This is a genomic window from Rudaea cellulosilytica DSM 22992, from assembly GCF_000378125.1.
Classification (GTDB): Bacteria; Pseudomonadota; Gammaproteobacteria; order Xanthomonadales; family Rhodanobacteraceae; genus Rudaea; species Rudaea cellulosilytica.
Window position 1 is genome coordinate 1,019,333 of sequence record NZ_KB899241.1, and the last position, 26,420, is coordinate 1,045,752.

Annotated in this window: 13 protein-coding genes; 3 read left to right on the forward strand and 10 right to left on the reverse strand. The window is 66.1% G+C overall.

Features of this window, described 5'->3' with window-relative positions; genetic code table 11:
* Positions 1 to 13: 13 nt before the first annotated feature.
* Both F455_RS0104605 and folE read right to left on the reverse strand, forming a co-directional pair.
* A complete protein-coding gene (locus F455_RS0104605; protein ID WP_018972100.1) occupies positions 14 to 1,381 on the reverse strand; it encodes a TCR/Tet family MFS transporter in 1,368 nt (455 codons plus the stop codon).
* A gap of 72 nt (positions 1,382 to 1,453) precedes the next feature.
* Complete coding sequence (gene folE, locus F455_RS0104610; RefSeq protein WP_018972101.1) at positions 1,454 to 2,065, reverse strand: GTP cyclohydrolase I FolE; 612 nt, start codon at positions 2,063 to 2,065, stop codon at positions 1,454 to 1,456.
* Positions 2,066 to 2,194: 129 nt separating this feature from the next.
* On the opposite strand from folE, the gene F455_RS21850 reads away from it, so the two are divergent.
* Positions 2,195 to 2,983, forward strand: coding sequence for an energy transducer TonB (locus F455_RS21850; RefSeq protein ID WP_083918788.1), 789 nt, complete (start codon positions 2,195 to 2,197; stop codon positions 2,981 to 2,983).
* Here F455_RS21850 and F455_RS19775 read toward each other — a convergent pair.
* From F455_RS19775 to F455_RS0104635, 4 genes are all read right to left on the reverse strand, one after another.
* On the reverse strand, positions 2,953 to 11,763 hold the full coding sequence (locus F455_RS19775; protein ID WP_018972102.1) for a glycoside hydrolase family 94 protein: 8,811 nt from the start codon (positions 11,761 to 11,763) through the stop codon (positions 2,953 to 2,955). The two genes, F455_RS21850 and F455_RS19775, sit on opposite strands and share 31 nt — an antisense overlap.
* A gap of 391 nt (positions 11,764 to 12,154) precedes the next feature.
* Positions 12,155 to 13,390: a M23 family metallopeptidase gene (locus tag F455_RS21855; protein WP_083918789.1), complete on the reverse strand. Its 1,236-nt coding sequence runs from the start codon at positions 13,388 to 13,390 to the stop codon at positions 12,155 to 12,157.
* Between the two features lie 61 nt (positions 13,391 to 13,451).
* Positions 13,452 to 14,633 carry a class I SAM-dependent rRNA methyltransferase gene (locus F455_RS0104630; RefSeq protein ID WP_026293070.1) on the reverse strand — a complete coding sequence of 394 codons (1,182 nt, stop codon included), beginning with the start codon at positions 14,631 to 14,633 and terminating at the stop codon, positions 13,452 to 13,454.
* Positions 14,634 to 14,671: 38 nt separating this feature from the next.
* On the reverse strand, positions 14,672 to 15,178 hold the full coding sequence (locus F455_RS0104635; RefSeq protein ID WP_018972105.1) for a GNAT family N-acetyltransferase: 507 nt from the start codon (positions 15,176 to 15,178) through the stop codon (positions 14,672 to 14,674).
* Positions 15,179 to 15,240: 62 nt separating this feature from the next.
* Here F455_RS0104635 and F455_RS0104640 point away from each other — a divergent pair, with 62 nt between their 5' ends.
* Entirely contained in the window at positions 15,241 to 16,059 is an 819-nt protein-coding gene (locus F455_RS0104640) for a rhomboid family intramembrane serine protease (protein ID WP_018972106.1), read from the forward strand.
* On the opposite strand, the gene F455_RS0104645 is transcribed toward F455_RS0104640, so the two are convergent.
* The 4 genes from F455_RS0104645 to recC form a co-directional block, all read right to left on the reverse strand.
* Positions 16,013 to 16,972, reverse strand: coding sequence for a bifunctional helix-turn-helix transcriptional regulator/GNAT family N-acetyltransferase (locus F455_RS0104645; RefSeq protein WP_018972107.1), 960 nt, complete (start codon positions 16,970 to 16,972; stop codon positions 16,013 to 16,015). The genes F455_RS0104640 and F455_RS0104645 overlap by 47 nt on opposite strands.
* A gap of 154 nt (positions 16,973 to 17,126) precedes the next feature.
* Complete coding sequence (recD, locus tag F455_RS0104650) at positions 17,127 to 19,016, reverse strand: exodeoxyribonuclease V subunit alpha (protein ID WP_018972108.1); 1,890 nt, start codon at positions 19,014 to 19,016, stop codon at positions 17,127 to 17,129.
* On the reverse strand, positions 19,013 to 22,624 hold the full coding sequence (recB, locus tag F455_RS19785; RefSeq protein ID WP_018972109.1) for an exodeoxyribonuclease V subunit beta: 3,612 nt from the start codon (positions 22,622 to 22,624) through the stop codon (positions 19,013 to 19,015). The genes recD and recB overlap by 4 nt, the downstream gene beginning before the upstream one ends.
* Positions 22,621 to 25,914, reverse strand: coding sequence for an exodeoxyribonuclease V subunit gamma (gene recC, locus F455_RS0104660; protein WP_018972110.1), 3,294 nt, complete (start codon positions 25,912 to 25,914; stop codon positions 22,621 to 22,623). Before recC ends, recB begins: the two co-directional genes overlap by 4 nt.
* Positions 25,915 to 26,051: 137 nt before the next feature.
* Between recC and F455_RS0104665 the strand changes: the two genes are divergently transcribed.
* Positions 26,052 to 26,309, forward strand: coding sequence for a hypothetical protein (locus tag F455_RS0104665; protein ID WP_157578447.1), 258 nt, complete (start codon positions 26,052 to 26,054; stop codon positions 26,307 to 26,309).
* Positions 26,310 to 26,420 lie beyond the last annotated feature (111 nt).

The window sequence follows — 26,420 nt, forward strand, 5'->3', positions numbered from 1 at the left end:
ACACAACCCGCAACTACGAGCGCGCCTCGCTTTCCTGCACCGGCGAACGCAACTCACTCGTCACCGCGGCGACTTCTTCGGTAATGTCGGGCCCGGGTGTCATCACCGTCGCCGCCGTGATCGATGCCGGAAGATGCGCGGAAATGTACCAGGCCAGCAGCAGCGAAATGCCCAGAACGAAGGCGGCGATGAAAAACGTCGCGCCCGCCCAGACGCCGTGATCGTGCGAGCCCGAAACCAGCGCCAGCGTCGAAGGGAACAAAAATGCGCCGACGATGCCGGAGATGCTCGACGTGCTCGCCACTGCGCCTTGCAGACGACCTTGTTCGCGCGGATCGACGAGGTGGCTCATCATTGCCTGTGCCGCCGGCTGCGCCGTGCCCCACAACGCCGCGATCGGCATTGCCGCCCAGAACCAGTAGCCGCTCGGCGCGAGCGCATAGAGTACGAGGCCGAGCGTGCCGCAGGCGAGGCCGAACAGCAGCGTGCGACGCTCGCCGAATTTGCCGACGATGCGCTTGACCAATACGCCCTGCACGACGGCCTGCAACACGCCGACGAGCGCCAGCGTGACGCCGACCATCAGCGGCCCCCAGCCGAAGCGATAGTCCGCGTACAGCACGAAGGTCGTCGGATAAACCATATGCACGAGCGCGATCAGCGCAACCACGCAGACCAGGCCGAGCACTTGCGGGTAACGCGAAAGCAGTTTCAAGGCGCCGAACGGATTCGCATGCGCCCAATCGAAGTGTGCGCTGCGCTTGTCCGGCGTCAGCGACTCGGGAAGCACGAAAAAGCCGTAGCAGAAATTGGTCAGGGACATGACCACGGCAGCCCAGAACGGCAGACGCGGATGGATTTCGCCGAGGAAGCCGCCGATCACCGGCGCGATGACGAAGCCGATGCCAAACGCGATGCCGAGCACGCCGTAGGCCTGAGCGCGCTTCTCCGGCGGCGTCACGTCGGCGACGTAGGCGTTGGAGGCAGAAAAACTGGCCGAGGTGATGCCCGAGATCACACGGCCGATGAACAACAGCGGTAGCGTGTTGACCAGCGCCATCATGAGAAAATCGAGACCGAGGCCGAGGTTCGAGGCGAGGATGATCGGACGCCGGCCGAAGCGGTCGGCGAGCGCGCCCTGAATCGGCGTGAACAGGAATTGCATCGCCATGAACACGACCGCGAACGCCATGTACCACCACGCCGCGAGCGAGGTGTCGCCGCCGACGAAGTTCTTGATCAGGTGCGGCAGCACCGGAATGATCAGGCCGAACGAGAGGATATCGATCAGCAGCGTGATGAAGATGAAGACCAGCGCCGCGCGACGGCCGTTTGGGGGTGGTGCGGCAGTCGGATTCGTTGCGGCGTTGTCCATGAGCATCCTCTCGGTTGATCGCGGCCTGGCGGGCGCGAAAGTTTCCGCGCCGTCTGTCTCGAATCTCGCGACGGGGCGCTACTTGCGCCGCGGTGCGTCGATATCGATGAAGCGCAGGAACTCGCCGCGCGTGCGCGCATCGGTGCGGAACGTGCCAAGCATCTGCGAAGAGATCATCGACACGCCGGTCTTGTTGACCCCGCGCGTGGTCATGCACTCGTGCGAGGCATCGATGACGACACCGACGCCACGTGGCTTGAGCACATCCTCGATGCAGTGCGCGATCTGCGAGGTCAGCTTCTCCTGTACTTGCAGGCGGCGTGCGAAGATCTCGACCACGCGCGCGAGCTTGGAGATGCCGACGACGCGGTTGGTCGGCAGATAGCCGACATGTGCGCGGCCGATGATCGGCGCCATGTGGTGCTCGCAGTGCGAGGCGAATTCGATGTCGCGCAGCACGACCATCTCATCGTAGCCGGCGACCTCCTCGAACGTGCGGCGCAGTTCGTCGGCCGGATCGTCAGCGTAGCCGGAGAACCAGTCTTTGTAGGCATTGACTACGCGCTTGGGCGTGTCGATCAGGCCTTCGCGCGTCGGGTCGTCGCCAGCCCAGCGCAGCAGTACGCGCACGGCGTCTTCGGCCTGAGCTTGGCTGACGGGTGGAGACTTGGGCGTTTTCTTTTTCTTCATGGGAGACAATCGTGCGGAAGAGGGGGCCGCAGTGTAGCGCGATCCTCATTTTGCTGCGTCGCTTCGGCTGCGCGGTTTGGGCGGCACATTCGGTCCGCGCTCATCGCCGCGGGCGTAGGATCGACAGCCATGACACTGCGTCCGACCCGCCTTGCCCAGCCCCCGGCGCGCGCCGGAACGGGTTTGTCCGCTATGCGAGCCTCTTACGGCATCGGTTTGTCGCGATCGGCCACCGCGATTGCGCTCCTGCTGTCGCTGCTCCTGCATGTCGCCTTCATCCTAGCGCTGCTGCGGCCCGAACCTGCGCCGCAAGCGATTGCACGTGTCGATGTGGTGTCGGTGCATCTGGTGCCGACGCAGCCCGCCGCGACCGCAGCGGCCTCGGAGCCGCCCCTTCCTCCCGCGCCGAGCACCGCGAAATCCGCAGAGCAAGCAGAGGAGGTCCATCGACAAGGCGACACGGCGCCCCCATCTGAGCCGAACGTGCAACGCATGAACGTGCGGCGTGCAGCTTCTGCAAAACGGCTGCTTCCGAACAAAGCCGATGTCTTGCCGCAGCCCGCGCCCAAAGCCGATGCCGCCGCGCCGACACCACACCTCGACGAGTCACCAGAAAATCGCGCGGCGAACAGCCTTTCCGACTATCTGCGCCTGCTCGCCATGCGTCTCGCCGAGGTCAAGCAATATCCCGCCGCTGCGGTGGCGCAGCACGAACAGGGCGAGGTGCTGGTCGGCTTCCGCCTCGATCACAGCGGCCACGTGCTGTCTTGGCAGATCGCGCGCAGCTCCGGTTACGACGAACTCGACGCCGAAGTCGCGCGCATGGTCGAGCGCGCCGCGCCGTTTCCGCCACTACCGCGCGCTTGGCACGCAGACTCGGCAAGCTTTCAGGTGCCGATCGGTTTCTCGCTGTACTGAATTGCGGCTTCCTCGCCGGCGGCGGCGAGATACACCTCGACGCGATGCACGCCGGCAGCCGCGTCGAGGACGATCGCGTTGCCGGACTGCGCCACGCCGTCGAGAACCACGCTGCCCGCCGGCTTTGACGCGTCGCGTTGCACGTGGATTGCGTAAGTCGCATCGCCATGGCGATAGGCGATGTCGATGCCGGACCACGCCGCAGGCAGGCGTGGTGCGACGACAAGGCGCTCGCCCTCTCGCGTCAGGCCGACGAACGTCTCGATCAACAACCGATACATCCAGCCCGCCGAACCCGTGTACCAGGTCCAGCCGGCGCGGCCGCGGTGCGCGGGATTCGCGTAGACGTCGCCAGCGACCACGTAGGGCTCGCCTTTGTATATTTCTGCACTTTTTCCATCGACGGCATGGCGCTGCGGATTGATCAGGTCGAACAGTTGCCAGGCGCGCTCGATGCGCCCGGCCTCGGCGAACGCCATCACCGCCCAGACCGCGGCATGCGTGTACTGGCCGCCGTTCTCGCGCACGCCGGGCAGGTAGCCGGCGATGTAGCCGGGATCGGGAGCTTGCAATCTCGCGGCTGCGCTGCCCCTTTGTTCATTCACTGCGTTGAGTTGTCGATCGAAGGGAGGCGAAAGCAGGCGGATCAGCTTCGCCTCCTCGTCGACCAGTTGCGCATCGAGCGCGTCGAGCGCGCGCGCGACGCGCGCGGGACGCCCCGCGCCGGAAAGGAGCGCCCAACTCTGCGCGATCGAATCGATCCGGCATTGGTCGTTCTTGCGCGACCCGAGCGGCGTGCCGTCGTCGAACCAAGCACGCAGGTACCAGTCGCCGTCCCACGCGTACTGTTCGAGATTCGCCGCGAGTTCGAAGGCGCTGCGCGTGCAACGCTCGCTGAATATGGCGTCGCCACGAATGACGGCCACGTCGTGGAATTGCGTCAGCACGTGGTGCAGGAAAAACCCTAGCCAGACGCTTTCGCCGCGGCCCTCGGCACCGACTGCATTCATGCCGTCGTTCCAGTCGCCGCTGCCGATGCGCGGCAGGCCATGCGCGGCGCCCTTGATGTTGCCCAATGCATGCTCGATCGCACGCACGCAGTGCTGGTAGAGGTCGGCGGTCTCGTTCGAGCGCAGCGGCAGGTCGTAGTACGACTCCTCGCCGGCATTCAAGGGCCGCGCTTCGAGATAGTGGCTGCGCTCGTCGAGCACGGCGTGATCGCCGCTTGCGCGGATGTAACGCGCGACCGCGAGCGGTAACCATAAGTAATCGTCGGAACAATTCGTGCGCACGCCGCGACCGGCCGGCGGATGCCACCAGTGCTGCACGTCGCCTTCGCGGAACTGGCGCTGTGCAGCGAGCACGATCTGCTCGCGCAACAATGCTGGCTCGGCGTGCACGAGCGCCATCGCGTCCTGCAGCTGGTCGCGGAAACCGAACGCACCGCCGGATTGATGAAAGCCGCTGCGCCCCCACAATCGGCAGGCGATCGTCTGGTACAGCAGCCAGCCGTTCGCAAGCAGATTGAAACCTGGATCTGGCGTAGTCACGATGACGTTGCCGAGCAGGCGTTGCCAGAGCGCCGCGACCTCCTCGAACGAGGCACGCGCGGCACCGGTGCGGCGGAAACGCGCGACCAGCGCCTCGGCGTCTTCGCTGCTGCGTGCCGCACCGAGGCGAAAAATCACTTCGCGCGTCTCGCCATCGGCGAGTTCGAGTTCAACCTGGATCGCCGCGCACGGATCAAGACAAGCACCGACGCGGCCGGACAGGCGCGCGCGGCGCATCGCCGCGGGCGATTCCAGACTGCCGTTGCGACCGATGAATTCACTGCGGTCGCCGCTCACCGTGCGCTGCGCGGAGCCGACATCGAAGAAGCCGACTTGACCGGCGAATTCCGCATTCCAGCTGTTGCGCGCGAACAACGCGCCGCTCGCATCGAACCACCCGGTCACGTGCTGCGCCGTCCGCGAAGGCAGATCGCCGAGCACCCATTCGACATAGCCCGTGATCGAAAGCCGGCGCGCGCGGCCGCAGTCGTTGCGCAGGCGCAGGACGAAGAACTTCACCGGGGCCTCGGCGTCGACATGCACGCGCAAATCGCTCGCGATGCCGTCCTCGACATGTTCGAACTGGCTGTAACCGAAGCCGTGGCGCACGACGTAGCGGCCACGGCCGCCCGCATGCGCCGGCGTCGGCGACCAGTACGCGCCGGTTTCCTCGTCGCGCAGGTAGAACGCTTCGCCGCTCGGGTCAGCGACCGCGTCGTTGTGCCACGGCGTCAGCCGATATTCGTGCGCGTTGTCGAAGAACGTGTAGCCGCAGCCCGACTCGGTAACGACGCAGCCGAAATGCGGATTGGCGAGCACGTTCGCCCACGGCAGTGGCGTGCGCTTCGCTGCGTCGCAGACAATCACGTATTCGCGCCCGGCGCGCGCGAAGCCGCCGTAGCCATTGAACATCTCCAATTTCGGTATCGACGCCTGTCGCGCATCGGTGCTTGCCGACTGCCGCGTCGCGACGAATTTCGGCACCACGATTTCGCTGCTCGAAGACTTCGCGTCGCGCAGCTGTTCGGCGAAGCTGCCCGCGCGATCCGACAACACCACACGCGCGACCGCGAACAATTGCACGCGATCCTCGTGCGGAACCTGCGCGCTGGCGCGGATGAAGACACCGCCGGGCTTGTCGATCGCCGCGCCTTCGCCCACCGCTGCGACGGCGGCGTAGATCGCGTCGTTGACTTCCTGGCGATAACCGCCACGCTCCTCGTTGAGCACGATGAGGTCGAAATGCAGCCCCTTCGTCCGGCAATAGCGCTGCGCGCTCACCGCCTGGCGCACGAGCGCGAGCTTGTCCACATCCTCGATCGACACGAGCGCGATCGGCAGGTCACCCGAGATGCCGTGTGCCCACAGCCCGTTCTGGCTCAGGCGGTTGCTCGCGACGACCTCGGCCTGCGCACGCCGTGCGGGATCGGCATAGAGGATCGCCGAGGCCACGCGCGAGTAGAGCTGCGCCTCGCTTTCGCTGACGTTGATCTGGCCGAGCGCCATGCGGTTGTGCGTGGTCGCGATCGCAAGCGCGCGGTCGGCGAACGCGCGGTCGCGGTACTTGTCGGCCAGCTCGAGCACGGCCTCGCGGCTGTCGCCCGCACCGATGACGAGATCGACGACGACGCTGCCCTCCGCCGGCACGCTCACACGCCGGCGGATCGCGACGATCGGATCGAGCACGTCGCCTGCGGTGTTCGAGAGCACGCCCGCGCTGCGTGCCGCGGCCGGATCGTGCGCGTCGTGACCGCGGCCAAGGAAGCGCATGCGGTCGGTTTCGAATGAAGTCTCGACCGTGGTGTTCCTGCGCCCGGCCTCCTCGCGGATGCAGAACAGATGCACGAGCCAGGGCTGTGCATCGCCGGCCAGGCGCGGCCTGCGCGTGGCGAGGATCGCCGCGTGCTCAGGCAGGATCTCGGTCTGCACGAACAGATTGTTGAACGCCGGGTGCAGCGCGTCGGCCGCGCCGGCGTTGAGCACGACCTCGGCGTAGCTGGTCAGCTCGAACGTGCGCGGCGTGCGCGCGCGATTGGTCAGGCGCAGGCGGCGCAGCTCGATGTCGTCCTCGGGCGAAACCACGATCTGCACGCGCGCCTCGAGGCGGTCGAGGCTCAGGCGCTGCTCGACACGCGCGTCGTCGAACACGATTTCGCGTGCTTCGACCGCATCCGCGGCGACCGCCGCGGCCGTGCTCCAGCTCTTGCCAGTGTCGACATCGCGGATATGGATGAACGTGCCCCAGGCGTCGCGCGTCGGATCCTCGCGCCAGCGCGTGAGATCGAGTTCGCGCCAGCGACTGTAGCCGGCGCCGCTCTGGGTCAGCATGAGATGGTAGTTGCCGTTGCTCAGCAACTGCACCGCCGGGCGCGGTGTGTCGGCGCGCGTGTAGCGACGCTGCGGCGTCGCCGCGGCCTCTTCTTCGGCGCGCGCATCGAGCGCGGGCGGCGCCGCAGGCGCGAGCGCGACGTTGCGTGGCACGCGTTCCTGCAGCAGCAGTAACACCGCTGCGAGCTCGGCATCGGCGGCGAAACGGCGCGGCATCGGCGCGTTGTTGAGACATTCGCCGAACGCGACCAGGCTCATGCCCTGATGATGCGCCATGTATTCGCGCACCACGCCGACCGTCTCGCCTGAGGGCAGGTGCGCCGCGGTGAAGTCGATTGCCTCGTAATAGCCGTACTGCGACCACCAACCGCGCGCGGCGATCTCGGCGAGATTGTGCGCGGCTTCGCTCGGCGCTGCGAGCATGGCGAGTGCGCTCGCATACGGCGCGATTACGCGATCCTGCGACAGGCCGCGCTGCAGGCCGAGGCCGGGCGCGCCGAACGCGCGGTAGTGATAGTTCTGGCCCGCGTCGGTGAGGAAGTAACCGGATTCGGAGATGCCCCAGGGCAGGCCGTGTTCGCGGCCCCAGCCGATCTGCCGCGCGACCGCGACGCGCGCCGACTCCTCGATCAGGCTGCCGGGCCATACCGGCATCACCAGCTGCGGCATCAGGTATTCGAACATCGAGCCGCTCCACGACAGCAGCACCTGGCCCTCGGGAACTTGGGTCTGCGCGCGGCCGAGCGCGAACCAGCCGTCCTGAGCAATCTGTCCCTGCGCGACCGCGAGGTAGACGGCGAGGCGCACTTCGGAGGCGAGCAGGTCGTAGTAGCCGGCATCGCGGCGGCCCTCGCTGACGTTGTAGCCGATCGCGAATTGTTCACGCGCCGGATCGTAAAGGAAGGCGAAATCGACGCGCGCGAAATCGGCGCAGAGCGCGCCCAATGCTTCGATTTCCTGTACGCAGGTGCGTGCGAGTCCGCGCGCCGTGGGCGAGATCGATTGCGAGGCTGCCAGCGCCTGCAGGCTCGGCATCGGCGATTCGGCGTGGATTGCGCCGGCATCGTGGGCGACCGCCGCCGCAATCGAAACATCGCCGACGAAGTCTTCGATGTCGGCCATCGTCATCGCCGCCTGGCGCAAGAGTTTTTCGCTCCACTCGCGCTCGAGTGGCTCGCCGTCGGCCAACTTTGCGTGCAGCGCCTGCGCACGCAGGAACAGTTCGCGCAACGCGGCGTGGGTCGGGACGATCGGCAACGTCGGCGGCAGGCGCTGCGCTGCGGCCAGCGCATCGTCGAGCGGCTGCCACAGTTCGCTGTCCACGCGCGCGCTCAACGCGCGCAGCACGGCAAACGTGTCGGCCAGGCCATCGAATGCCTGCTTGCCGACGATCGGTGCGCGCAGCAGTTCGAACAAACCTTGGCGCAGGGTCAGCACGTGGCCGACGAAATTGCCGCTGTCGACCGTGGAGATGTACATCGGCTGCAACGGCGTCAGCGCCGCCGTGTCGTACCAGTTGTAGAGATGACCGCGGTAACGCTCCATCTTCTGCAGGGTGTCGAATGTACGCCGCGTCGCCGCGAGCAGACTGCGCAGCGAAACGTAGCCGAGATCGTGCGCGGCGAGATTCGCAAGCAGGCCCATGCCGATGTTGGTCGACGAGGTGCGGTGCATGATCTTGACCGCCGGATATTCCTGGTAATGATCCGGCGGCAGCCAGTTGTCCTCGGCAGCGACGAAACGCTCGAACCAGGCCCAGGTGCGGCGCGCGGCCTGACGCACGAATCGCGTCTGCTGTGTATCGAGCGGTTGTGTCCTGCGTGCCGGCACGCGCGCCGTCCACGCGGCGAGCGCGGGTGCCACGAACCAGGCGAGCAGCCACGGCGCGGCCAATGCGAGCATGTCGACGCGCCACAAAAGCAGAGCTGCCGCGATGGCGAGCGCCGCAACGGGCGCCACTTTCATCTGCTGCCACGTCGCCAGTACGCCGTCGCCGCGCGCACGTCCGGCTACGACGCTCGACGCGACCCACTGCAGCAGATGCCGCCGCGAGACGTGCACGCGCCACCAGGTGCGCGCGATCATGCCTGCGTTCTGCGTCGCTTCGAACGGCAGGCAAGCGAGGCGGAACGCGACACGCGACGCGGCCGACGCGGCGCCGCGCAGCACACCTACGAGATGATGCAGCAATCCACGGGCGGGCGATTGCAGCAGCGCGAGCGTCGCGTCGACCACGACCGGCAGCAGCACGGCGGCGAGTACGAGCAGCGTCCACGCGCCCGGTCGCGGCAGGCAGAACCAGGCCAGCAGCAGCAAGGCGAACAGCGCCGGCGGCAGCACGCTGCGGCGCAGATTGTCGAAGATCTTCCAGCGCGACAGCAACGACAGTGGATTGCGCTCGCGCCGACCGCCCGCCATCGGCACGGAGGGGAACAGCCATGCCGCGATCTGCCAGTCGCCACGCACCCAGCGTGCACGGCGCTGTGCGTCGACGCGATAGCTTTGCGGATATTCCTCGTAGAGTTCGACGTCGGAGGTCAGGCCCGCGCGGGCGTAGCAGCCTTCGAGCAGATCGTGGGAAAGGATGCGATTGGGCGGAAACCGCCCGTCCGGGGCGTCTGCGGAGTTCGTCCCGAGCGTGCGCTCGAACGCTTCGACTTCGTAGATGCCTTTGCCGATGAACGAGCCTTCGCCGAACAGATCCTGATACAAGTCGGATACCGCCAGCGTGTACGGATCGAGGCCCGCCTCGCCGCCGAACACCGCGGCATAGCGCGTGCTGCCCGCGCTCGGCAGCAGATTGCCGACGCGCGGCTGCAGAATCGTGTAGCCAGAGACCACGCGGCGCCTGTCCGCGTCCAATTGCGGGCGGTTGAGCGGATGCGCCATCGTCTCGACGAGCCGGCGCGCCGCATCGCTCGGCAGATGCGTATCGGCATCGAGCGTGATCACGTAGCGCACGCCGTCGAGCGCGGTGCGTTCGCCGAACAGGCAGGCAAAGGCCGCGGTGTCGCCGTTGCGCAGTAGTGCGTTAAGGTCGCCGAGCTTGCCGCGCTTGCGCTCGCGGCCCATCCAGCACTGCTCGCTGTCGTTCCAGGTGCGCGCACGGTGCAGCAGCAGGAAGCGCGCCTTCGGGTGGTGCCGGTTCAGCGCACGGATTGCCTCGACCGCCGCATCGAGAATCGCCGCGTCGCCCGCGAGCTCGGCCTCGTCCGCATCGGCGAAATCGCTGAGCAAGGCGAAGGCCAATCCCTCGTCGCGATTGGCGAGATAGCGCAGCTCAAGCTGGTCGGCGAGCGAACGAGCCTCTTCGACACTGCCGAGCAGGCAAGGCACGACGACCAGCGTGCGTGCCTGCGCCGGTATGCCCGCGCGGAAATCCATGCGCGGCAGCGGCCGCGGCCCAACCAACGCGAGCGCGACGCGATCGACGAGCCAGATGGCCGGATGGCTGATCGCGATCACGCCGCAGAAGGTCGCGGCGAGGCGCAACCAGAGTGGCAAGTCGGCGGTCCACAACGGGCGCAGCAACGGCAGCGCGGCGCCGAGCCCGAGCGCGACGATTGCGAACAGATAGACAGCAAACGGCATGCCGCCGCTGCGCCAGGTGTCGAGCCACGCGCCTAGCGCGCCCACGCCGCAGCGGCGCAACAATGCCGCGCGGCCGGCGCCGACGAGGTGATAGCCGATGTGCGCGGCGGGTTCGGGGTCCGCCGACGGCACATCTGCCACCGCCTCGCGCGCCAGCCCGAGCGCAACCTGGGCGACCGCCGGCTCGCCGCCGCCGCTGCGCCGGGCGTAGTGTTCGACCGCGTGACGGTAGGCGTCGCGCGTGGCGAAATCCATGCGCGCATAGAGGCCGGCGGGATCCTGACGCAGGATGCGGTCGACGGCACTCGTGCTTTCGACGAACTCGTGCCAGTCGAGCGCATCGAGCAGGCGCAGGCTCGCGATCGAATTGTCGATCGTGACCCGGTCGAGCGCGCGCTCGTGATGCGAGTTCTGCACGAGCTGCGCGATCGATTGGCCGGCCTCGGCGAGACGCTGCTCGATCCAGCTCAGCGGCAGGTTGAGCGCGGCACCTGCGCCGTGCAAGCTGCGCGACATTTCAGCAACGAAGGCTTGGGTCAGCGGCGGCTCGGTGCGCGCCATGTCGGCGACGACGAGGATGAGGCTTTTCGGATCAGCCTCCGCCGTGTCGAGCATGCGCTGTGCCCATTGCGCGGCAAGACGGCTGTGCGCGAGGCCGCGGCGCACGCGTGCGGCGGCACGGCCGATATTCTCGATCAGCGCCACGCGCAACATGATCGGAATCGCCCACAGTTCGCCGAGGCTGAGCGACGCGCGTTCCTGATACGCGCGCACAAAGCGCGCGAGCGCATCCTGGTCGACGCGGCCGTCGCCGTGCGAGATCGCGTCGAGCGCGAGGTCGTACACGCGCGGCATGCCCGCGCTCGCGCCGCGCGTGAGCACCGGGAGTTCCGCGTTGTAGCCGCGCGGCAGGTGCGCGCGCGTCTTGCGCACCTGATCGAAGATCACGTACAGATGATCGAGCAGCCATTCGCCGGCCGGCGTGATGCGATGCTTGTCGGCGATCGCCGCCGCCAGTGCGTGGCAGGTGTCCTCGATCAGTGTTTCGTTGTGACGCAGCCGCTCGAGCAGCAGCGCATCGCCGCGGCGTGCGCGGCGCCATTCGTGCTCGTCGGCAAGCTCGTGGCCGCGCTCGGCCATTTGTGCGGCGGTCAGCAACTCCGCGCGCAGCGGTGCTTCGCTGAGCCGCATCCGCGCGCGGCGCTTACCCGACTTGCGCGGCGCGAATGCTGCGCCCAGGGGCAGACCGAGCCAGCGCATCGCCGGCAGGATCAGGCGGCCGAGTTTTCGCTTCGCACGTCTGCCGTCCAAGCGTGGTCCTCGTCATTGCGACTGCCGCGCACGCGCACGACATCGCGCTCATCCCCCAATGAGTGTGGAAGGGTCAGATCGCCGCGCGCAACAGAGGTACGCGCAGCCCTTGCGGACAGGCGTGTCCGCACAATCTGAATGAGGATTTGGTATAGCCGACTGCGGGGAAAGAAAACGTGAAGAGCCGCTGTACCCTGTTCAGGAATCACTCACCATCAGGCACGATTCAAGCCGTACGACTTGGCCGCGCTCGTCGATGCTGCAAAATGCAGCCTTGTATAACACGACTCGGGCACATGCGCCTGCCGGGGACGATTGGATTACCTTCGCGCTGGGGGGCCACCGGTCCTGGGCCGCGCCCGCACGCGCACGGCGTCCTCCGCTAGGACTCTCAGCGCCGTGGTGGTCGTGGTGGTCGTGGCGGCTCCGGCGGCAATCTTATCCGCCACGGCAACCAACCCCAGTCCACGCTGAAGCTGCGCGTGTAGGTTTGTCCCTGAAACAAAGCCGTGACCGTCCAGACGCCGATCGGCGCATCGGCGGGCAGGGTGAATTTCCAGTCGGCGCCGGTGCCGGAGTAGAACGGTTTCGGGTTGCCCTGGCTGGCGAGGTCGAAGTCCCACTGCGCAAAGACGCTACCGTCCGGACGCATGATGCTGAATTGTGTTACCTCGCCGTTGCGTTGATCTCGATACGAGACGAAAACCCACAGCGCAGCGCCGGGTTTGAATTCATTTTCGTAGTGCGGCGTTTCCGCGACCGCGTTGCCACTGGCGTCGACGCCGCAGCCGACGAACTCGGGTTCGGCCGAATGCATGCTCAGCGTGTCGATATGCGGATCTTCGTAGGGTTGGAACACGATCCAGCGATCCGGCGCCGCGTTGCACTGACCGTTGCGCGGATCGACCACCGCACCGGCAGCATCGCGCAACTCGAAATGCAGGTGCGGTCCGGTGGAACTGCCAGAACTGCCGACGAGGCCGAGATAATCGCCGGCGGCAACGCGCGCGCCAATCGGCGCAGAAGTGACCGAACCCTTGCGCATATGGAAATAGAACGCGTAGAGGCCATCGTCCTGCATCACGTAGACGTCATTCGGATTAGTCGTTCCGTCGAGCGCGCAGTCGCGGTCGAAATTGCCGTCATCTTTGGCGATGATCACGCCCGGCGCAGCGGCAACGATTTGCACCTGCCCCGCGTCCATCATCGACCATGGAAACGGCCACAAGTAGTAGTCGGTGCCGGCATGATTGTATCCATTCGCCAGATTGTAGGTGCGCGAACCGCAAGCGTAGTCCTGCACGGGATTCGGATAAGGCAGGCCGTGATCCACGAAGTTGCTCACGCCGTGATAGCCGAACTGATCGAATCGGCCGACCGTCTGCAACGGCCAAGCCAGATCCATGACGGAGGTCTGGGTGCTGTCTTGTGGCAATCGCCCCTGCCGGCGCAATTCGCTCAGACCTTGCTCGATATTCGCGGCAATGCGCGCTTGCTGCCGTGGCGAGGACAGGTCGAAAAATTCATCGTCGGAAACGACGCGCACGTGCTCGGGCGCTTGGGCGTGCGCAAATGCGCAGTCCAGCAGCATGGGGATAAAAAGGGCAGCCAAGACCGGGAGCTTCATCCTCGTGTCCTCAAGCGCCACTGCAGGCCGGGACGCTCCGGCGGATAGCTACAACCGAAGCTTACTCGACCCGGCAGAACGCCGCCTTGAGATAGCGCGACTCCGGCACGTGCGCCTGCCAGGGATGATCGGGGCCGGCGCCAGAAACTTTGATCACCTGCACGGTGCGATTGGCGTAAAACGCGGCGCGGCGCAGCATGTCGAGGAATTGTTCCTCGCTGACCAGCCCGGTGCAGGAACAGGTGAGGAAGATACCCCCGGGCTTGACCGCGCCGAGCGCGAGTTTGTTCATGTCGAGGTATTTCTTCAGCGCTGGGATCACCTGTTCGCGATCGCGCGTCATCTTCGCCGGATCGAGGATGACGACGTCGAATTTCTTCGCCGGATTGCCGGCGACATCGCGCAGCCAGGCGAAGATGTCCGCCTGGATGAATTTCACCTTGGCCTTGTTCAGTCGCGCATTCTGCTCGGCGATGCCGAGAATCTCCTCGTCGAGATCGATGCCGACGACTTCCTCGGCGCCACCGCGCGCCTTGGCGTAAATGCCGAAGCCGCCCGAGTTGCAGCACAGATCGAGTACGCGCTTGCCCGCGCAGAATTCCGACAGATACAGACGATTGTCGCGCTGGTCGGCGAAGAAGCCGGTCTTGTGCTTGCTGCCCGGCGCGGCATGGAACTGCACGCCGTGCTCGTGGATCACGGTCGGCTTCGGCGTCGGCGGCGCCGAGCAATCGAAGCTTTCCTGCTTCTGCACGTGTTCCTCGGCGAAGGCGTAGATTTCCGCCTCGGGAAAATGCTGCAGCAGTACGCGCTTGATCAGGTCGCGCTGCTTGAACATGCCGGCGGAGAAATATTCGACGACGAGCGTGTTGGCGAAACGATCGACGACGAGACCGGAGAGTCCGTCGCCTTCGGAATGGATCACGCGGTACGCGTCGGTCACCGCGTCGAGTTTGAGCACTTCGCGACGCAGCGCGATCGCATCGGAGATCTTGCGCGCGAAAAAGTTCTCGTCGACGGCCTCGTCCGGATCGGCCGTGAGCACGCGCAGGGCGATGCGCGAGTGGCCGTTGTAGAAGCCGCGGCCGGCGAACATGCCGTCGCGGTCGACGATGTCGACCACGCTGCCGGGCCGGGGCTTGGGATCGGGTTTCTCGACCATCTTCTGGAAAATCCAGGGATGGTTGGAGCGGCGCTCAATCTTGAGATGGACGACGGGATTGGCGTTGTGCGGGGAATTCATCGCGACATGATAAAGCATGCGCGGCGGCCGACGCTGCGTCAGTCCAATCTGCGGCGATAGCGCAGCTCGTCGACCTCGACGCCCCAGACGACATCCTTGCGCGTGATTCCGTTCGCCACCCATCCGTCGGCACGGTAGAAGCGCTCGCCGCGAGCATTGCCGGTGAGCAGCCAGAGCACGGCTTCGCGGAAACCCTGGTCGCGCAAGCGTGCACGTGCTGCGCGCACCAGCACGGTGCCGATGCCGCGACCCCAGTAGTCCGGATCGACGTAGAGCGCGCAGAGTTCGCCGCATTCCGGCATATCGGTGTCGCCGGCCGGCATTGTGGTCGTGAATGCGCAGACCGCACCGCCGTCCAGCGCAACCAACGTCGCCGGTCGGCGCGGATCGGGGTTCGCGAAGTCGTAACGCCGCGCCCGATCTTCGGCGCGCAGACCGTCGAGATAATCCTGCGCCAGCAACCCGCGATAGCCGGCCTGCCACGCGCGCACGTGCACGCGCGCCACCTCCATCGCGTCGTCGGGTTCGGCCGGTCGCAGCAGCATGTAATGAGTCTGCCACGGAGGACGCGTCTTGTGCGCGCCGCCGGCGTCCCCATGATGGAGGCATGGACCTCGCCCCGATTACCGCCGAAGCCAGCGCCGCCATCGTGCGCAGCGATCGCGAACGCGTGCGCTACGCCGTGCTCGGCGCGCTCGCGCTCGTCGCCGGCATTTGGATCGTCTGGCTGGCCGCGTTCGCGCTCGGCTGGGACATGAACGCACTCGGCATCCGGCCGCGCGATCCGCGCGGCCTTGTCGGCATCCTTACCGCACCGTTCGTGCACGCCTCGTTCGAGCACCTGATGTCGAACACGTTACCGCTGGGCCTGCTTTCCGCATTCACGCTCTATGCCTACCCGCGCGCCGCGCGCTATGCGCTGCCGTTGATCTGGATCGTCTCCGGCATCGGCGTGTGGCTGTGGGCGCGCCCTTCGCTGCATGTCGGCATCAGCGGCATTACTCACGGACTGATGTTCTTCCTGTTCGTCATCGGCCTGCTGCGCCGCGACCGCCTCGGCGTTTCGATCGCGCTCGCCGTGTTTTTCCTCTATGGCGGCATGACGATGACCGTATTGCCGCGCGAGGAAAACGTCTCGTTCGAATACCACGCCGCCGGCGCGATCGCGGGACTGATCGCCGCACTCGCCTTCTCCGCACTCGACCCCGCCGCGCCACGCAAGCGCTACAGCTGGGAGGACGAGGAGAATGAAGAAACGCAAGCCGCCGAGTTCGGTTACCGCAACGAAATCGAGCGCAACGGACTCGAGCCGGACCGTCCGCGCAACGTGCCCATACTTTGGGACGGTTCGCGGCCGCGCCAGGCCGGCGGCGACAACGTCATCGAGTTTCCGCCGCCGCGGCGCGAGGGCCCGACGCTGCATTGAGCAGGTCCAGCTCCCAGGTTTGGCCGAGCAGATCCTTGCCGAAGGATCGGTGCCGGGTTTCCTGTGCGAGGCGGAAACCGGACGTCTCGTAGATCCGCCGCGCCGCGGTCAGCACATCGTTGGTCCACAACGTGAGGCGGTGGTAGCCCAGCTCGCGCGCACGCGCAATGCAGGTATCGACCAGCCGGCGACCGAGGCCCGATCCGCGCGCGGCCGGTTCGACGTAAAGCAGGCGCAGCTTGGCCACGCCGGAGGCATCGCCCTTCATCAGGAAAATCGAACCGAGGATTTGACCCGCGCGTTCCGCGATCCAGCCGTCCTCTTTCGCCGGATCGAACGCCGCGGCGAACTCGCCGAGGATCTTCGCGATGAGCGCTTCGTAGGTCCAATCCCATGCGTACTCCTGCGTGTACAGCACGGCCTGACGGTGGATCACCCAGCCGAGGTCGCCGGGAACCGGCGCGCGCAGCACGACCGTGGACGGTTTGGCGACGTTCGCCGCGAATGCCGCCTGGATGTCGCGCAACGAAGAAACCAGCTTCTTCCGCTTCGCGCCGCCGAGCGGCTGCAGGACGGACTCCATGCGCAGCCGCGTGCCGTGTTCGAGTTCGGTGAAGGCGACGCGACCGGCCGGGGTCAGCGACAACAGCCTTTTCTTCGCGTGCCCGGGATCGACCTCGGCCTTGAGCAACTTGCGCCGCTTCAGCGTCTGCAACGCCCGGCTCAGTTGCGCCTTGTCGACGTCGAGTGTGCGGGCGAGATCGGCGGCAGTCTGTTTTCCGCCGGTGGCGAGTTCGTATGTCGCGCGACCTTCGAGCAGGGTGAAATCGCTGTCGGGCAAATGCTCGTCGAGCAAGCCGACGAGACGCGTGTAAAAACGGTTGAACTGGCGGATTTCCCGCACGGTGTCCATGCCGGATTCTCGGTGTTGATTTTGTCAACACTATAGTTGGAAATATCGAGCCCCGCAATCGCAACGCCAGAGACTCGCCTGAACGCGTTCCAGCGGCGCACGAAAACGCGGCCGCCCGCCACCTCCGCGAACGAATCGATCGCAGCCGCGGCCGTCACGAGCCTATCCTTGAAACGGCCGAGTCGACCGCTTCCGCCAATCCCGACCAGCGCTGCGTGCTGCGCGCGATCGCTTGCGTGAGCACTTCTCCACTTGTCCACAATTCCACTTTTTTGCGCGCGCGCGTTACTGCGGTGTAGACGAGTTCGCGTGTCAGCACGCGCGCGTCGCGCTCGGGCAGCATGACGGTCACCTCGTCGAACTCGGAACCCTGTGCCTTGTGCACGGTCAGCGCGTAGGCCGCGTCGACCGCGCCGAGCACGAGCGGGGGCAGCGCGCGCAGGCTGCCGTCGGCATTGCGGAACCAGACTTCGAGTGCACCACCGGCGCCGCTGCACACGGCAACACCGATATCGCCGTTGAACAGGCCCAGCCGATAATCGTTGCCGCCGACGATGACGAGGCGGCCCGCGTACCAGCCGTTCGCATCGATGCGATCGCTGCGCCGGCGCAGCTCGTATTCGATTGCCGCGTTGATCGCGACCGCGCCGAACGCGGTTTCGCGCAACGCGCACAGTGCGCGGAAACGGTCGGCGATGGCGAAGGCGGCGTTGGCATCTGGCGCCTGTGCGAGACCGGCGTAGCGCGGCACCAGCTCGCGCACGATACGCTGCAGCAACACGGATGCGCCGACATCGATCCGGCGTGCTTCGTCGCCGCCCGCGTCGAGAATATGCAGCGCCATGTCGGCGCGGCCCACGCGCAACGCGGATGCGAGGCGCCCGATCGCGCTGTGCGCGCCAAAACGGTGATTGCCGCGCAGCTCGACAAAGGTTGCGGACAACGCGGACGCATTCGCAACCATCGTCGGTGGAAACGCGAAGGCGGCCTGTTCGTCAGGTACTTTCCTGCGCGAGAAAGCAGCTGCCGCCAACGAAGTGGATGGCGCTGGCGGCGTGGATGCGCTCGCCGCCTGGCACAACGCGCCGAACACGCGGCCGGTTTCGACCGCGGCGAGTTGATCGCGATCGCCAAGCAGGATCAGGCGCGCGTCGGCTGCGAGCGCGTCGGCGAGACGCGCAGCCAGCGCGAGATCGAGCATCGAGGCTTCATCGACCACAACGACGTCGTACGGCAATGGCCGCGCGTGATAGCGCGCGCCGGTGCGTCCGCGGGTCACGCCGAGCAGACGATGCAAGGTTTTCGCATCCACCGGCAGCGCGGCGCGCACGGCGTCGTCTGCCGGCAGACCGGGCGCGCGCAGCGATTCTGCCAGACGCGCCGCGGCCTTGCCGGTCGGTGCGGCGAGTGCAATGCGCGGCGCGCGTTCACCTGCGGCGAGCGCCTGTTCGATCAGGATCGCGAGCAGGCGCAGCACAGTCGAGGTCTTGCCGGCTCCCGGACCACCCGAGATGATCACAAAGCGCGAACGCAACGCGAGCCGCACCGCCGCGACCTGATCGGTATCACGCTGCGCGGTGAAGTAGCGATCGAGCGCGGCTTCGACGCTCGCGGCATCGATTGCCGGCGGCGTGGATTGCGCACGTGCGCCGATCGCCGCGGCGACCGTCCGCTCGTAGCAATAATAGCGGCGCAGGTACAAACGATCCTCTGCATCAAGAACCAACGCGGTGTGCGCCGCGCCGTCGCCTGAAACCAGGTCGCAATCGAGCAGTGCACGGCGCAGTTCGTCGATCGCCGGCAAGCCGCGAACGAGAGGCGACGCGGCACCCGCATCGTCACCCGCGCGCGCGATGGCGAAGGCCCGCAGTTCGGACAGCGGCACGCAGCTGTGACCTTCGGCGAGCGCGGCGCTCGCCAACGCGGCGGCGAGGCCGATCATTTCGCCGTTGGTTGTTGCTTTCGTCGCAAGCAAGCGGCCGAGTGCCGCGTCCACCGACTGCACGATGCCCTGGGCTTCGAGGCGAGCGAGCAGATCGCTCATACCGCTTCCTCGTGTTTCTGCGCCAGAATCGCATCGAGTTCGGCGATCAATTCCGGCGGCGGCAAGTTCTCGTGCACTCCGCTGCGGCCGCCGCCGTCGAGCCCGCGCACGAACAGGTACAGCGCGCCGCCGACATCGCGCGCATAGTCGTAGCCGGGCACCCGCGCCTTGAGCCAGCGGTGCAACGCGACGAGGTAGATCAGGTATTGCAGATCGTATTCCGCATCGCGCACTGCGCTCGCCAACGCCTCGGGAGAATACGGATTGCTTCCGCCGTCGTTCGCGAACAGTAGATTCGTCTTGTAGTCGATCACCCACCAGCGCGCATCGTGCAACACGACGAGATCGAGCACGCCGGTCATCAGGCCGCGCAGACGCTGGGTATCAAAACGTGTGCGGCCGAGCAGGTAGCGGTGCGCGTGCATCGCATCGAGCCAGTGCGTGGCTTCAGCATCACCGATCGCGAAGTGGAACGGCAGCTCGGCGCGCTTCATACGCGGGGCGAGGTCGGCCAGGCGCGCGCCGAACGCCAGCGGCTCGTTGAGCGTCGCCGCAACGAGGCGCGTGACCGTGGCTTCGGCTGCGCTCTCGCGTGCCAGCGCGTGACGCGCGAGCACGCGCGCAACCAATTCGCGTTGCGTCAATGGCGGTGCGAGCTCGTTCCAATCACGCCACTCGGCGAAGTCGGCGCGTTCCAGGATTTCGTGGAACGCGGTGCCGAAGCGCGGGCCGCGCAGCGCAGAGGGAATGTCGACGTAAGCGATCGTTGAAGACACCGACGCTGCTTCGTCATTTGCGCCGCCGCGTTCCTGCGCCTGCGCATCTTCGCGCGTACCGGCACTCAGGCGCGAAAAGCTGTAGCTGCCGCGCAACGCGGGCAGTGGGCGCGTTGCGACGCGCGATGCGCCGAGAACGGCCGGCATCTCCTCGCTCCAACGCTGTTCGCTGCGCTCGGGCAGCGGCGAGGATTGGATCAAGCCCGCGGAGGTATCGAAGAGCAGGCGCAAGCGGCGCGTCAGCAGGGTTTCCGCCGCCTTGGCCGCCTCGACCTGGAGGAGATTGAGCAGCGCCGGCCAAGCCGACCCGCCGCCGAAGATGCCAATGCCGACGAAGCTCGCATAGCGCGCGCGCGTCAGCGCAACATAGAGCACGCGCAGGCGCTCGGCCTGCTCCTCGTTCTTTTCCGCATCGAGCGCGGCCTGTGCATCGGGGTGTTCCGCGGCGGCATCGTCGGCAATCCAGTAGTGGCGCGCGTTGCCGTCCGCGTCGTGATGGCGCACCAACTGCGGCTTGCTGTTGCGCGCACCGGGTCTGAGCGCAGCGAACGGCAGAAACACAATTGGATACTCGAGCCCCTTGGCGACATGCACGGTCCGAATCTGCACACGCGCGGCGTCGGACTCCATGCGCAGTTGTTCGTCTTCGCTGTCGTCGTCGGCGCGCAAAATACGTTGCGAGAGCCAGTCGGCCAGGCCGCGTTGACCCAGATTTTGCGCGCTCGCGCCTTGCAACAAATCGGCGAGATGCAAGTAGTTCGTCATGCGTCGCTCGCCGTCGATCAGACGCAGCACGTCGGGCGCGCAACGCTCGAACGCCTGCTCGAGCATCGCGAGCACGCCGTGACGCTGCCAGGTTTCGCGCAAGTTCGCGAATTCGCTCAGCCGGCGCGGCCAGTTCAGGCGTTCAGGGTTGGCGAAGTCTTCGAGGGTCCGGCCGAACAGCACCGTGGTCAACGCCGCACGCAAGCGGCGCTCGTCGAACTCGATCAACGCATCGAGCACGAGCTGCAGTTCGGCGGCCTCGTTGCTCGCGAATACGCTTCGTCGGGTCACGGTCACGCTCGGCAGATGCAGTGCGGACAGCGCCGTCTGCATCGCATAGGCCTCATCGTTCGTGTGGACCAGCACGGCAATGTCTTGCGTTGCGATCGCGCGCGGGGCGCGCGTTGTTTCATCGACGATCGTCGCTTTGCCGGCACGTGCGCGCAACAGCAAATCGAGTATCGCCGCGGCGCAGCCGTCGGCGAGGCGGGTCATCGCCTCGGGCTTGCTTGAAATGCCCTCGGCCGTGAAGAACGTTAACGGCGTGATCGGTTCGCCGTCGACCAGGACTTCGCCGTCGGCAACGTTGCCGCCAGCCGTCACCTTTTCGAACTCGATGCGCGCATCGGCGAATGCGGCCTCGGCGGAGAAAGCATACAAATACTCGAGCGCGCGCAGATACGCGGGCGAGGAGCGGAAGTTGCGCTTGAGTGTCGCAGTCCCGGCCGCATGCCTGCGTGCCGCGAGGTACGCATCAACATCGCCGCCACGAAAACGGTAGATCGATTGTTTCGGATCGCCGATCAGTATCAGCGTGCCGCTCTGTCCCCAAATCTTCTCGAATATCGCAAACTGCGCAGCGTCGGTGTCCTGACACTCGTCGATGAGCGCGACCGGAAACTGCGCACGCAACGCGGCAGCGAATGCGGCGCCGCCGCGCTCGTCGCATACGGCGCGGCGCAACGCATCGACGAGATCGTCGTAGGAATGGCGCCGCGCCGCCTGTTTGATCCCGGCAAGCTGCCTGCGCGCGCGTTCTATGCTGGCGTGCAGCAGATGCAGGCCGAAATCGCGGCGCGCGTCCTGCGCGGTGCGCACCAAATCGCGCGTCTGCGCAACAGCGTCGAAGAACGCCTGGCGTTTCAGCAGCGGCTTGTTCCTATTGTGCTTGGACTCGATCGCCGCGCTCGTGTAACGCTCGAGCAGCTCGACATCGGGCGTGCCGCCCGTCTCGATGCACCGTGCGAAAATTTCGCGCGCCTCGCGCACCTTGTCGATGCGGTACGAGCCCTTGTTGATGTAGCCCGCATCGATATGCGCGAGCAGGCATTCGAATGCGTCGGCGCCCTGCGCCCGCCACGCGCGCGCCAGCGTGGCGTTTGCCGAATCGTGCGCGGCGCGCATTTCGGCGCGCGCCTGCGGCGCACTACGCCGGGGCTGCGGCAATATCGCTGTCGTTGCGGCAAGAAGTTCCGGCAGCAATCTGGCAAAGCGCGCGGGCGTGCCAGCCACCGCGGCAAACGCACGATAGGCATCGCGATCGTTCGCGGTCGCATGCTCGCGATAAACGTCGGCCGCAAGCGTCGTGATCAAATCCTTGTCGTTGGCGACGAGCTCACCCTGGGCCGTGACCGCGGCACCATGTTCGGCGAGCGCGCGCTGGCAGAAACCGTGAATCGTCGAGATCTGAGCGCTGTCGAGATCAAGCGCGGCCAGGCGTAGACGCACGCGCAAAGCGGCGGCATCTTCGCCGCGAGCGAGCGCCGCGGTGACGAGGTGCCGGCTTTGCGCCTGCGCAGGCGACGATGCCGCCGTGTCCGGATTCGCCGCGGCCTCCGCGCACAGCATCAGGCGCGTGCGCAGCTCCTTGCGCAATTTCTCCGTCGCCGCCTTGGTGAAGGTGACGACGAGAACATCACGCACCGACATTTTTTCTTCGACGACTAGACGCAGGTACAACCCGGCCAGGGTGTAGGTCTTGCCCGTGCCCGCGCTCGCTTCGATCAGCTGCACGCCGTGGAGCGGCAGAGTCAGCGCCAAGTCTTCGTCATCGCGCGGGGCGCTCATGCACCCTCCGCGCGCGCCGCGATCAGCGGCTTGAACACTTCCAGCGCCCAGGTTGCGAAATCCTCGGCCTCGACCGCATCGGGTGCGAACGGATCGAGTCCGCGCGCGGCGAGCGCAAATGCGGCATCGGTACTGTCGGTGCCGCCTTGATCGTCCTTGCCCGGATAATACGCACCGCGCGCCGCCTTGAGTGCGTCGGCGTCGATCGCCGCGGCCAAAGCGCCGCCGCGCTCTGGCGAATTTTTCCGCCAGCGTTCGGCGTAAACGTAGGAGGTTTTCGGAAAGAACAACAGCGGTTGGCGCTGACCCAGCGCGTAGCCGTCGAGCAGGCGCTCGAGCTCGAGGTGTGCCGCGATCGAGTCGATGCGATCGGTGCGCAGAGTTTGCACCTCGTCCTTTTCCAGACCGATCAGCACGAGCCGTGCCGAACCTATGGTTGCGGCAAGCACCAGCAGATCGATCCAGGCGTCGAGGACACGCTTGCCGTGCAACGCGCCAGCACTCGCACGGCAGATCAGGCCGCCACGGTGTTCGGGCAAGCTGCCGGTCAGCGTGCGCCCGCTTGCGAGGGTAAGCGTGAACTCCTCAACGCGCGCGAGCTGCTTATCGCCCGCGTACGCGCGCGCGACACGCGCTAGCTCGCCTGCGGACGCCAACATGTCGGCATATACCTCGGCCCCGCTTTCGCCGACCGGGAGCAGCGCGCGCGCGCGCCAGTGCGCGATGTCGACCGCAGCAGATTCCGGTGCATTCTGCTTTTGCATCAATCCATCGACGAGCAGGTAACGGCCGAGTCCCCCAAGTTCCAGCGGATCGGCATCTTCGCCCGCACCCTCGCTGCGCGGCAGTTGCACGCCGAGCCGTTCGGAGAAAAACGCACGCGCAGGATTGCGCCAGAACCAATGCAGCTGCTGCAGATGCAGCGCGGATTGTGCAGGTTGCGCGATGTTGGCATCCGGCAGCGCAGTGTCGACGAACGGCGGCAGAGGCCGCGTCTCGCGCGCACGCCGCGCGGCGTCGCGCCAGGCTTCACGATAAGTGAATACGCGCGCATCGTCGTTCGCGAACAGGCGCGGTGAGAACGGCTGCAACGGGTGCTTGACCACGAGCCGAGCGCGCGCTTGCGGATCATCGGCGAAGTAACTGCGCCGCAACACTTCGAGCAGTTCGGCAACGACCGCGGAAGGCTCGCGCTCGGAGCCGTCGCGCTGATCCTCGCCGATCCACGAGAGATAAAGCACATCGCCCGCCGAGGTCAGCAATTGCAGAAACAGATAGCGATCGTCATCGCGATCGGATCGCTGTCCGTGACGTTTGCTGCGATCGCTGCGATCGAGCGCAGAGCGGCGGTCGCGGCGCGGAAACGCCTCGTCGTTCATGCCGATCAAACAGATCACGCGGAACGGCACCACGCGCAGCGGCAGCATGCTCGTCACGCTGATGCCACCGGCGAAGAAACGATAGCTGCGTTCGGGCTGGCTCAAGTTTTCGCTGAGGAAGTCACGCACGCATTGCCAGTCGAGCAACGTCTCGACGCCGGCGGCCGCGTTCTCTTCGGCGAGCGCCGCGAGTGCAGCGCGTATCGCCGCCAACGCACGCGTTTCCTCGGCTTGCTCGTAGTCGATCGCGAGCAGCGCATCGAGCACCGCGTTGAACCGCGCCTGCCACTGCGCCGGCGTATGCGTGCCGCGCTGGAACGTCAGCCAATCACGCAACACTTCGAGCACGCGCAGCACCGCGCCGAGCAGGGCCGCGTTGCTGCCCTCGACCGCGGGCAGCGGGGCGATGCCGGCGATATCGTCATCGCTGCCGCTCGCGTAGCCGAGCAGGAGGCGGTCGAGGCCGAACGCCCAGGAAAACTCGCGATAGCGGCCTGCACCCGCGTCTTCGTGTTGTGTCTCGTCGAGACCCCAGCGCACGCCCGCATCGCGCAGCCAATTTGCGAGCAGGTCGATGTCCTCGGTACCGAGATCGAGCTTGCGCGCGAGCGCGGGCTCGCCGAGCAGGTCGATCACCTCATTGGTGCCGAAGCGCGACAGCGGTAGCGCGGCAAGTTTGAGCGCGAACGTCGTCAGCGCATGCGCCTCGCGCGCGCTACAATCAGACAGCGTGTACGGCAGATAGCGCGGATCACCGCGCGCGATCCCGCCGAATACGGCCTCGATATAAGGCGCGTAGGCACCGATATTGGGAGCCATGATCGCGACATCGCGCGGATCGAGCTTGTCGTCGTCCTGGAACAGGGCGACGAGCTGATCGTGCAGCACCTGCACTTCGCGCAGGCGTGATGCGCAAACATGAAATTGTATACTCGTATCGTTTTTCGTGATGCATGCCATCGGCGGCGCGCGATCGAGAATGTCGCGCTGTACGCGCCGCAGCAGAGTGTCGCCTGGGTGCGCGTTCCAGAGCTCGTCGTCTTCGCTCTCGAGCGGTTGCACGTCCTCGTAGGAAAACAATTGCGCGACGAACTGCTGCCCCGCGTAGCCGTAGCCGGCAAGCAGCGGATTCTCCTCGGCCGCGAACGCCGCAGCGCCGAATTCGCGCAGGCGTGCGCGTTCGCTCTTCACGTCGCCCCAATAGGCGCGGCACGGGTTCGGCATCAGGAAATCGAGTTCACAATGCCGCGCGACGAAGCCGTAAAAGCGCAGCAGGTCGGGCGAGATATTCGTGCAGGCAAATGCAGCAAGGCGCTGCGGCAAACCCGGCGGGGGCGTATTCGATGCCGCAAACCGACGCACATAGCCGTCGAGCAAGTCGGCGCGATGCGTCTCGTCGATCGCGGCGATCAGGCGCCGCCACAATTGCGCCTGCCAATCCTGGGCATCGGCGCCGCGCTGCCAGCGCGCGAGCAGATCGCCATGATAGGCGAGATAACGCTCGAACAACTGCGCAAGTTCGGTCGCAAGGTGGAGCCGCGTGCCCGGCTCACCGTCGCCGAGCAGCGCGTGCAGGCTGGCAAAACGTGGATCGCCGGCCAACAATGCAAGCTCGGCAAAGATACGCCAGCGCAGCAACCGACGATCGAAGCGTGAGGTTTCGGACAACTCCGGATGCGCCGCGCGCAGCAGCTCCCATGCGTACTCCGCGGGTGCATAAAAATCGACGTTGGCGACAATGCCGAGCTTTTCCGCAAGCCGGATTTCGAGCCAACGCCGCAGCCCGAACTGCGGCACGAGCACGATCTCGGGCTCGAGCAAACTCGCCGCGGCAACGGGTGCGCGCAAGCGCTCCGCCAGGCGGTCGAGCAGTTTCTCGGCATCATTGCCGTAGATAAGTCGAAATCCCATCGCGCGAGGATACGGATTGCGGTCGCAGGGTGCGAGACTTGTCCAGGCGAATCAGGCGGCCGAACCGGATTATCACGCGCGGTGGTCTTCAAGCAGACGCTCGCTGCCGCAACGACACATCCTCAGACAACGATTGCATGCACCGTGTATTGGTTCTCGGCGGCTACGGATTTTTCGACACGCGCATCTGCGCCACGCTGGCGACGGAATCTGCAATCGAACTGTACGTTGCGGGGCGTTACGACACGAAAACCGCCGAACTTGCCGCGAAACTGAACTTGCCTGCAGATCGGGGGCCGTCACTGATGCGTATTCAGGCGAATTCACGCGGCAACACGAAGGCGTGCCGCTTTCCGATGCGTATCACCATCAAGCCCGCGTTTGGCTCTGGTTAGGGGTGCCCGCCTTGTATCGTTGCTCGCTGTGTTCTGACTGATTGTGGCGAAGCCGTTCTAGAACCTCCCGTTCTCGTTCTGCTTGCGAGAAGTAGTAACATTAGAAACCAA

Coding starts and splice junctions, on each gene's coding strand:
- recC (WP_018972110.1), bottom strand. CDS start 25,914: ATGGGATTTCGACTTATCTACGGCAATGATGCCGAGAAACTGCTCGAC.
- recD (WP_018972108.1), bottom strand. CDS start 19,016: ATGAGCGATCTGCTCGCTCGCCTCGAAGCCCAGGGCATCGTGCAGTCG.
- F455_RS0104640 (WP_018972106.1), top strand. CDS start 15,241: ATGGACCTCGCCCCGATTACCGCCGAAGCCAGCGCCGCCATCGTGCGC.
- F455_RS0104635 (WP_018972105.1), bottom strand. CDS start 15,178: ATGCTGCTGCGACCGGCCGAACCCGACGACGCGATGGAGGTGGCGCGC.
- F455_RS0104605 (WP_018972100.1), bottom strand. CDS start 1,381: ATGCTCATGGACAACGCCGCAACGAATCCGACTGCCGCACCACCCCCA.
- recB (WP_018972109.1), bottom strand. CDS start 22,624: ATGAGCGCCCCGCGCGATGACGAAGACTTGGCGCTGACTCTGCCGCTC.
- F455_RS0104630 (WP_026293070.1), bottom strand. CDS start 14,633: ATGAATTCCCCGCACAACGCCAATCCCGTCGTCCATCTCAAGATTGAG.
- F455_RS21855 (WP_083918789.1), bottom strand. CDS start 13,390: ATGAAGCTCCCGGTCTTGGCTGCCCTTTTTATCCCCATGCTGCTGGAC.
- F455_RS0104645 (WP_018972107.1), bottom strand. CDS start 16,972: ATGGACACCGTGCGGGAAATCCGCCAGTTCAACCGTTTTTACACGCGT.
- F455_RS21850 (WP_083918788.1), top strand. CDS start 2,195: ATGACACTGCGTCCGACCCGCCTTGCCCAGCCCCCGGCGCGCGCCGGA.
- folE (WP_018972101.1), bottom strand. CDS start 2,065: ATGAAGAAAAAGAAAACGCCCAAGTCTCCACCCGTCAGCCAAGCTCAG.
- F455_RS0104665 (WP_157578447.1), top strand. CDS start 26,052: ATGCACCGTGTATTGGTTCTCGGCGGCTACGGATTTTTCGACACGCGC.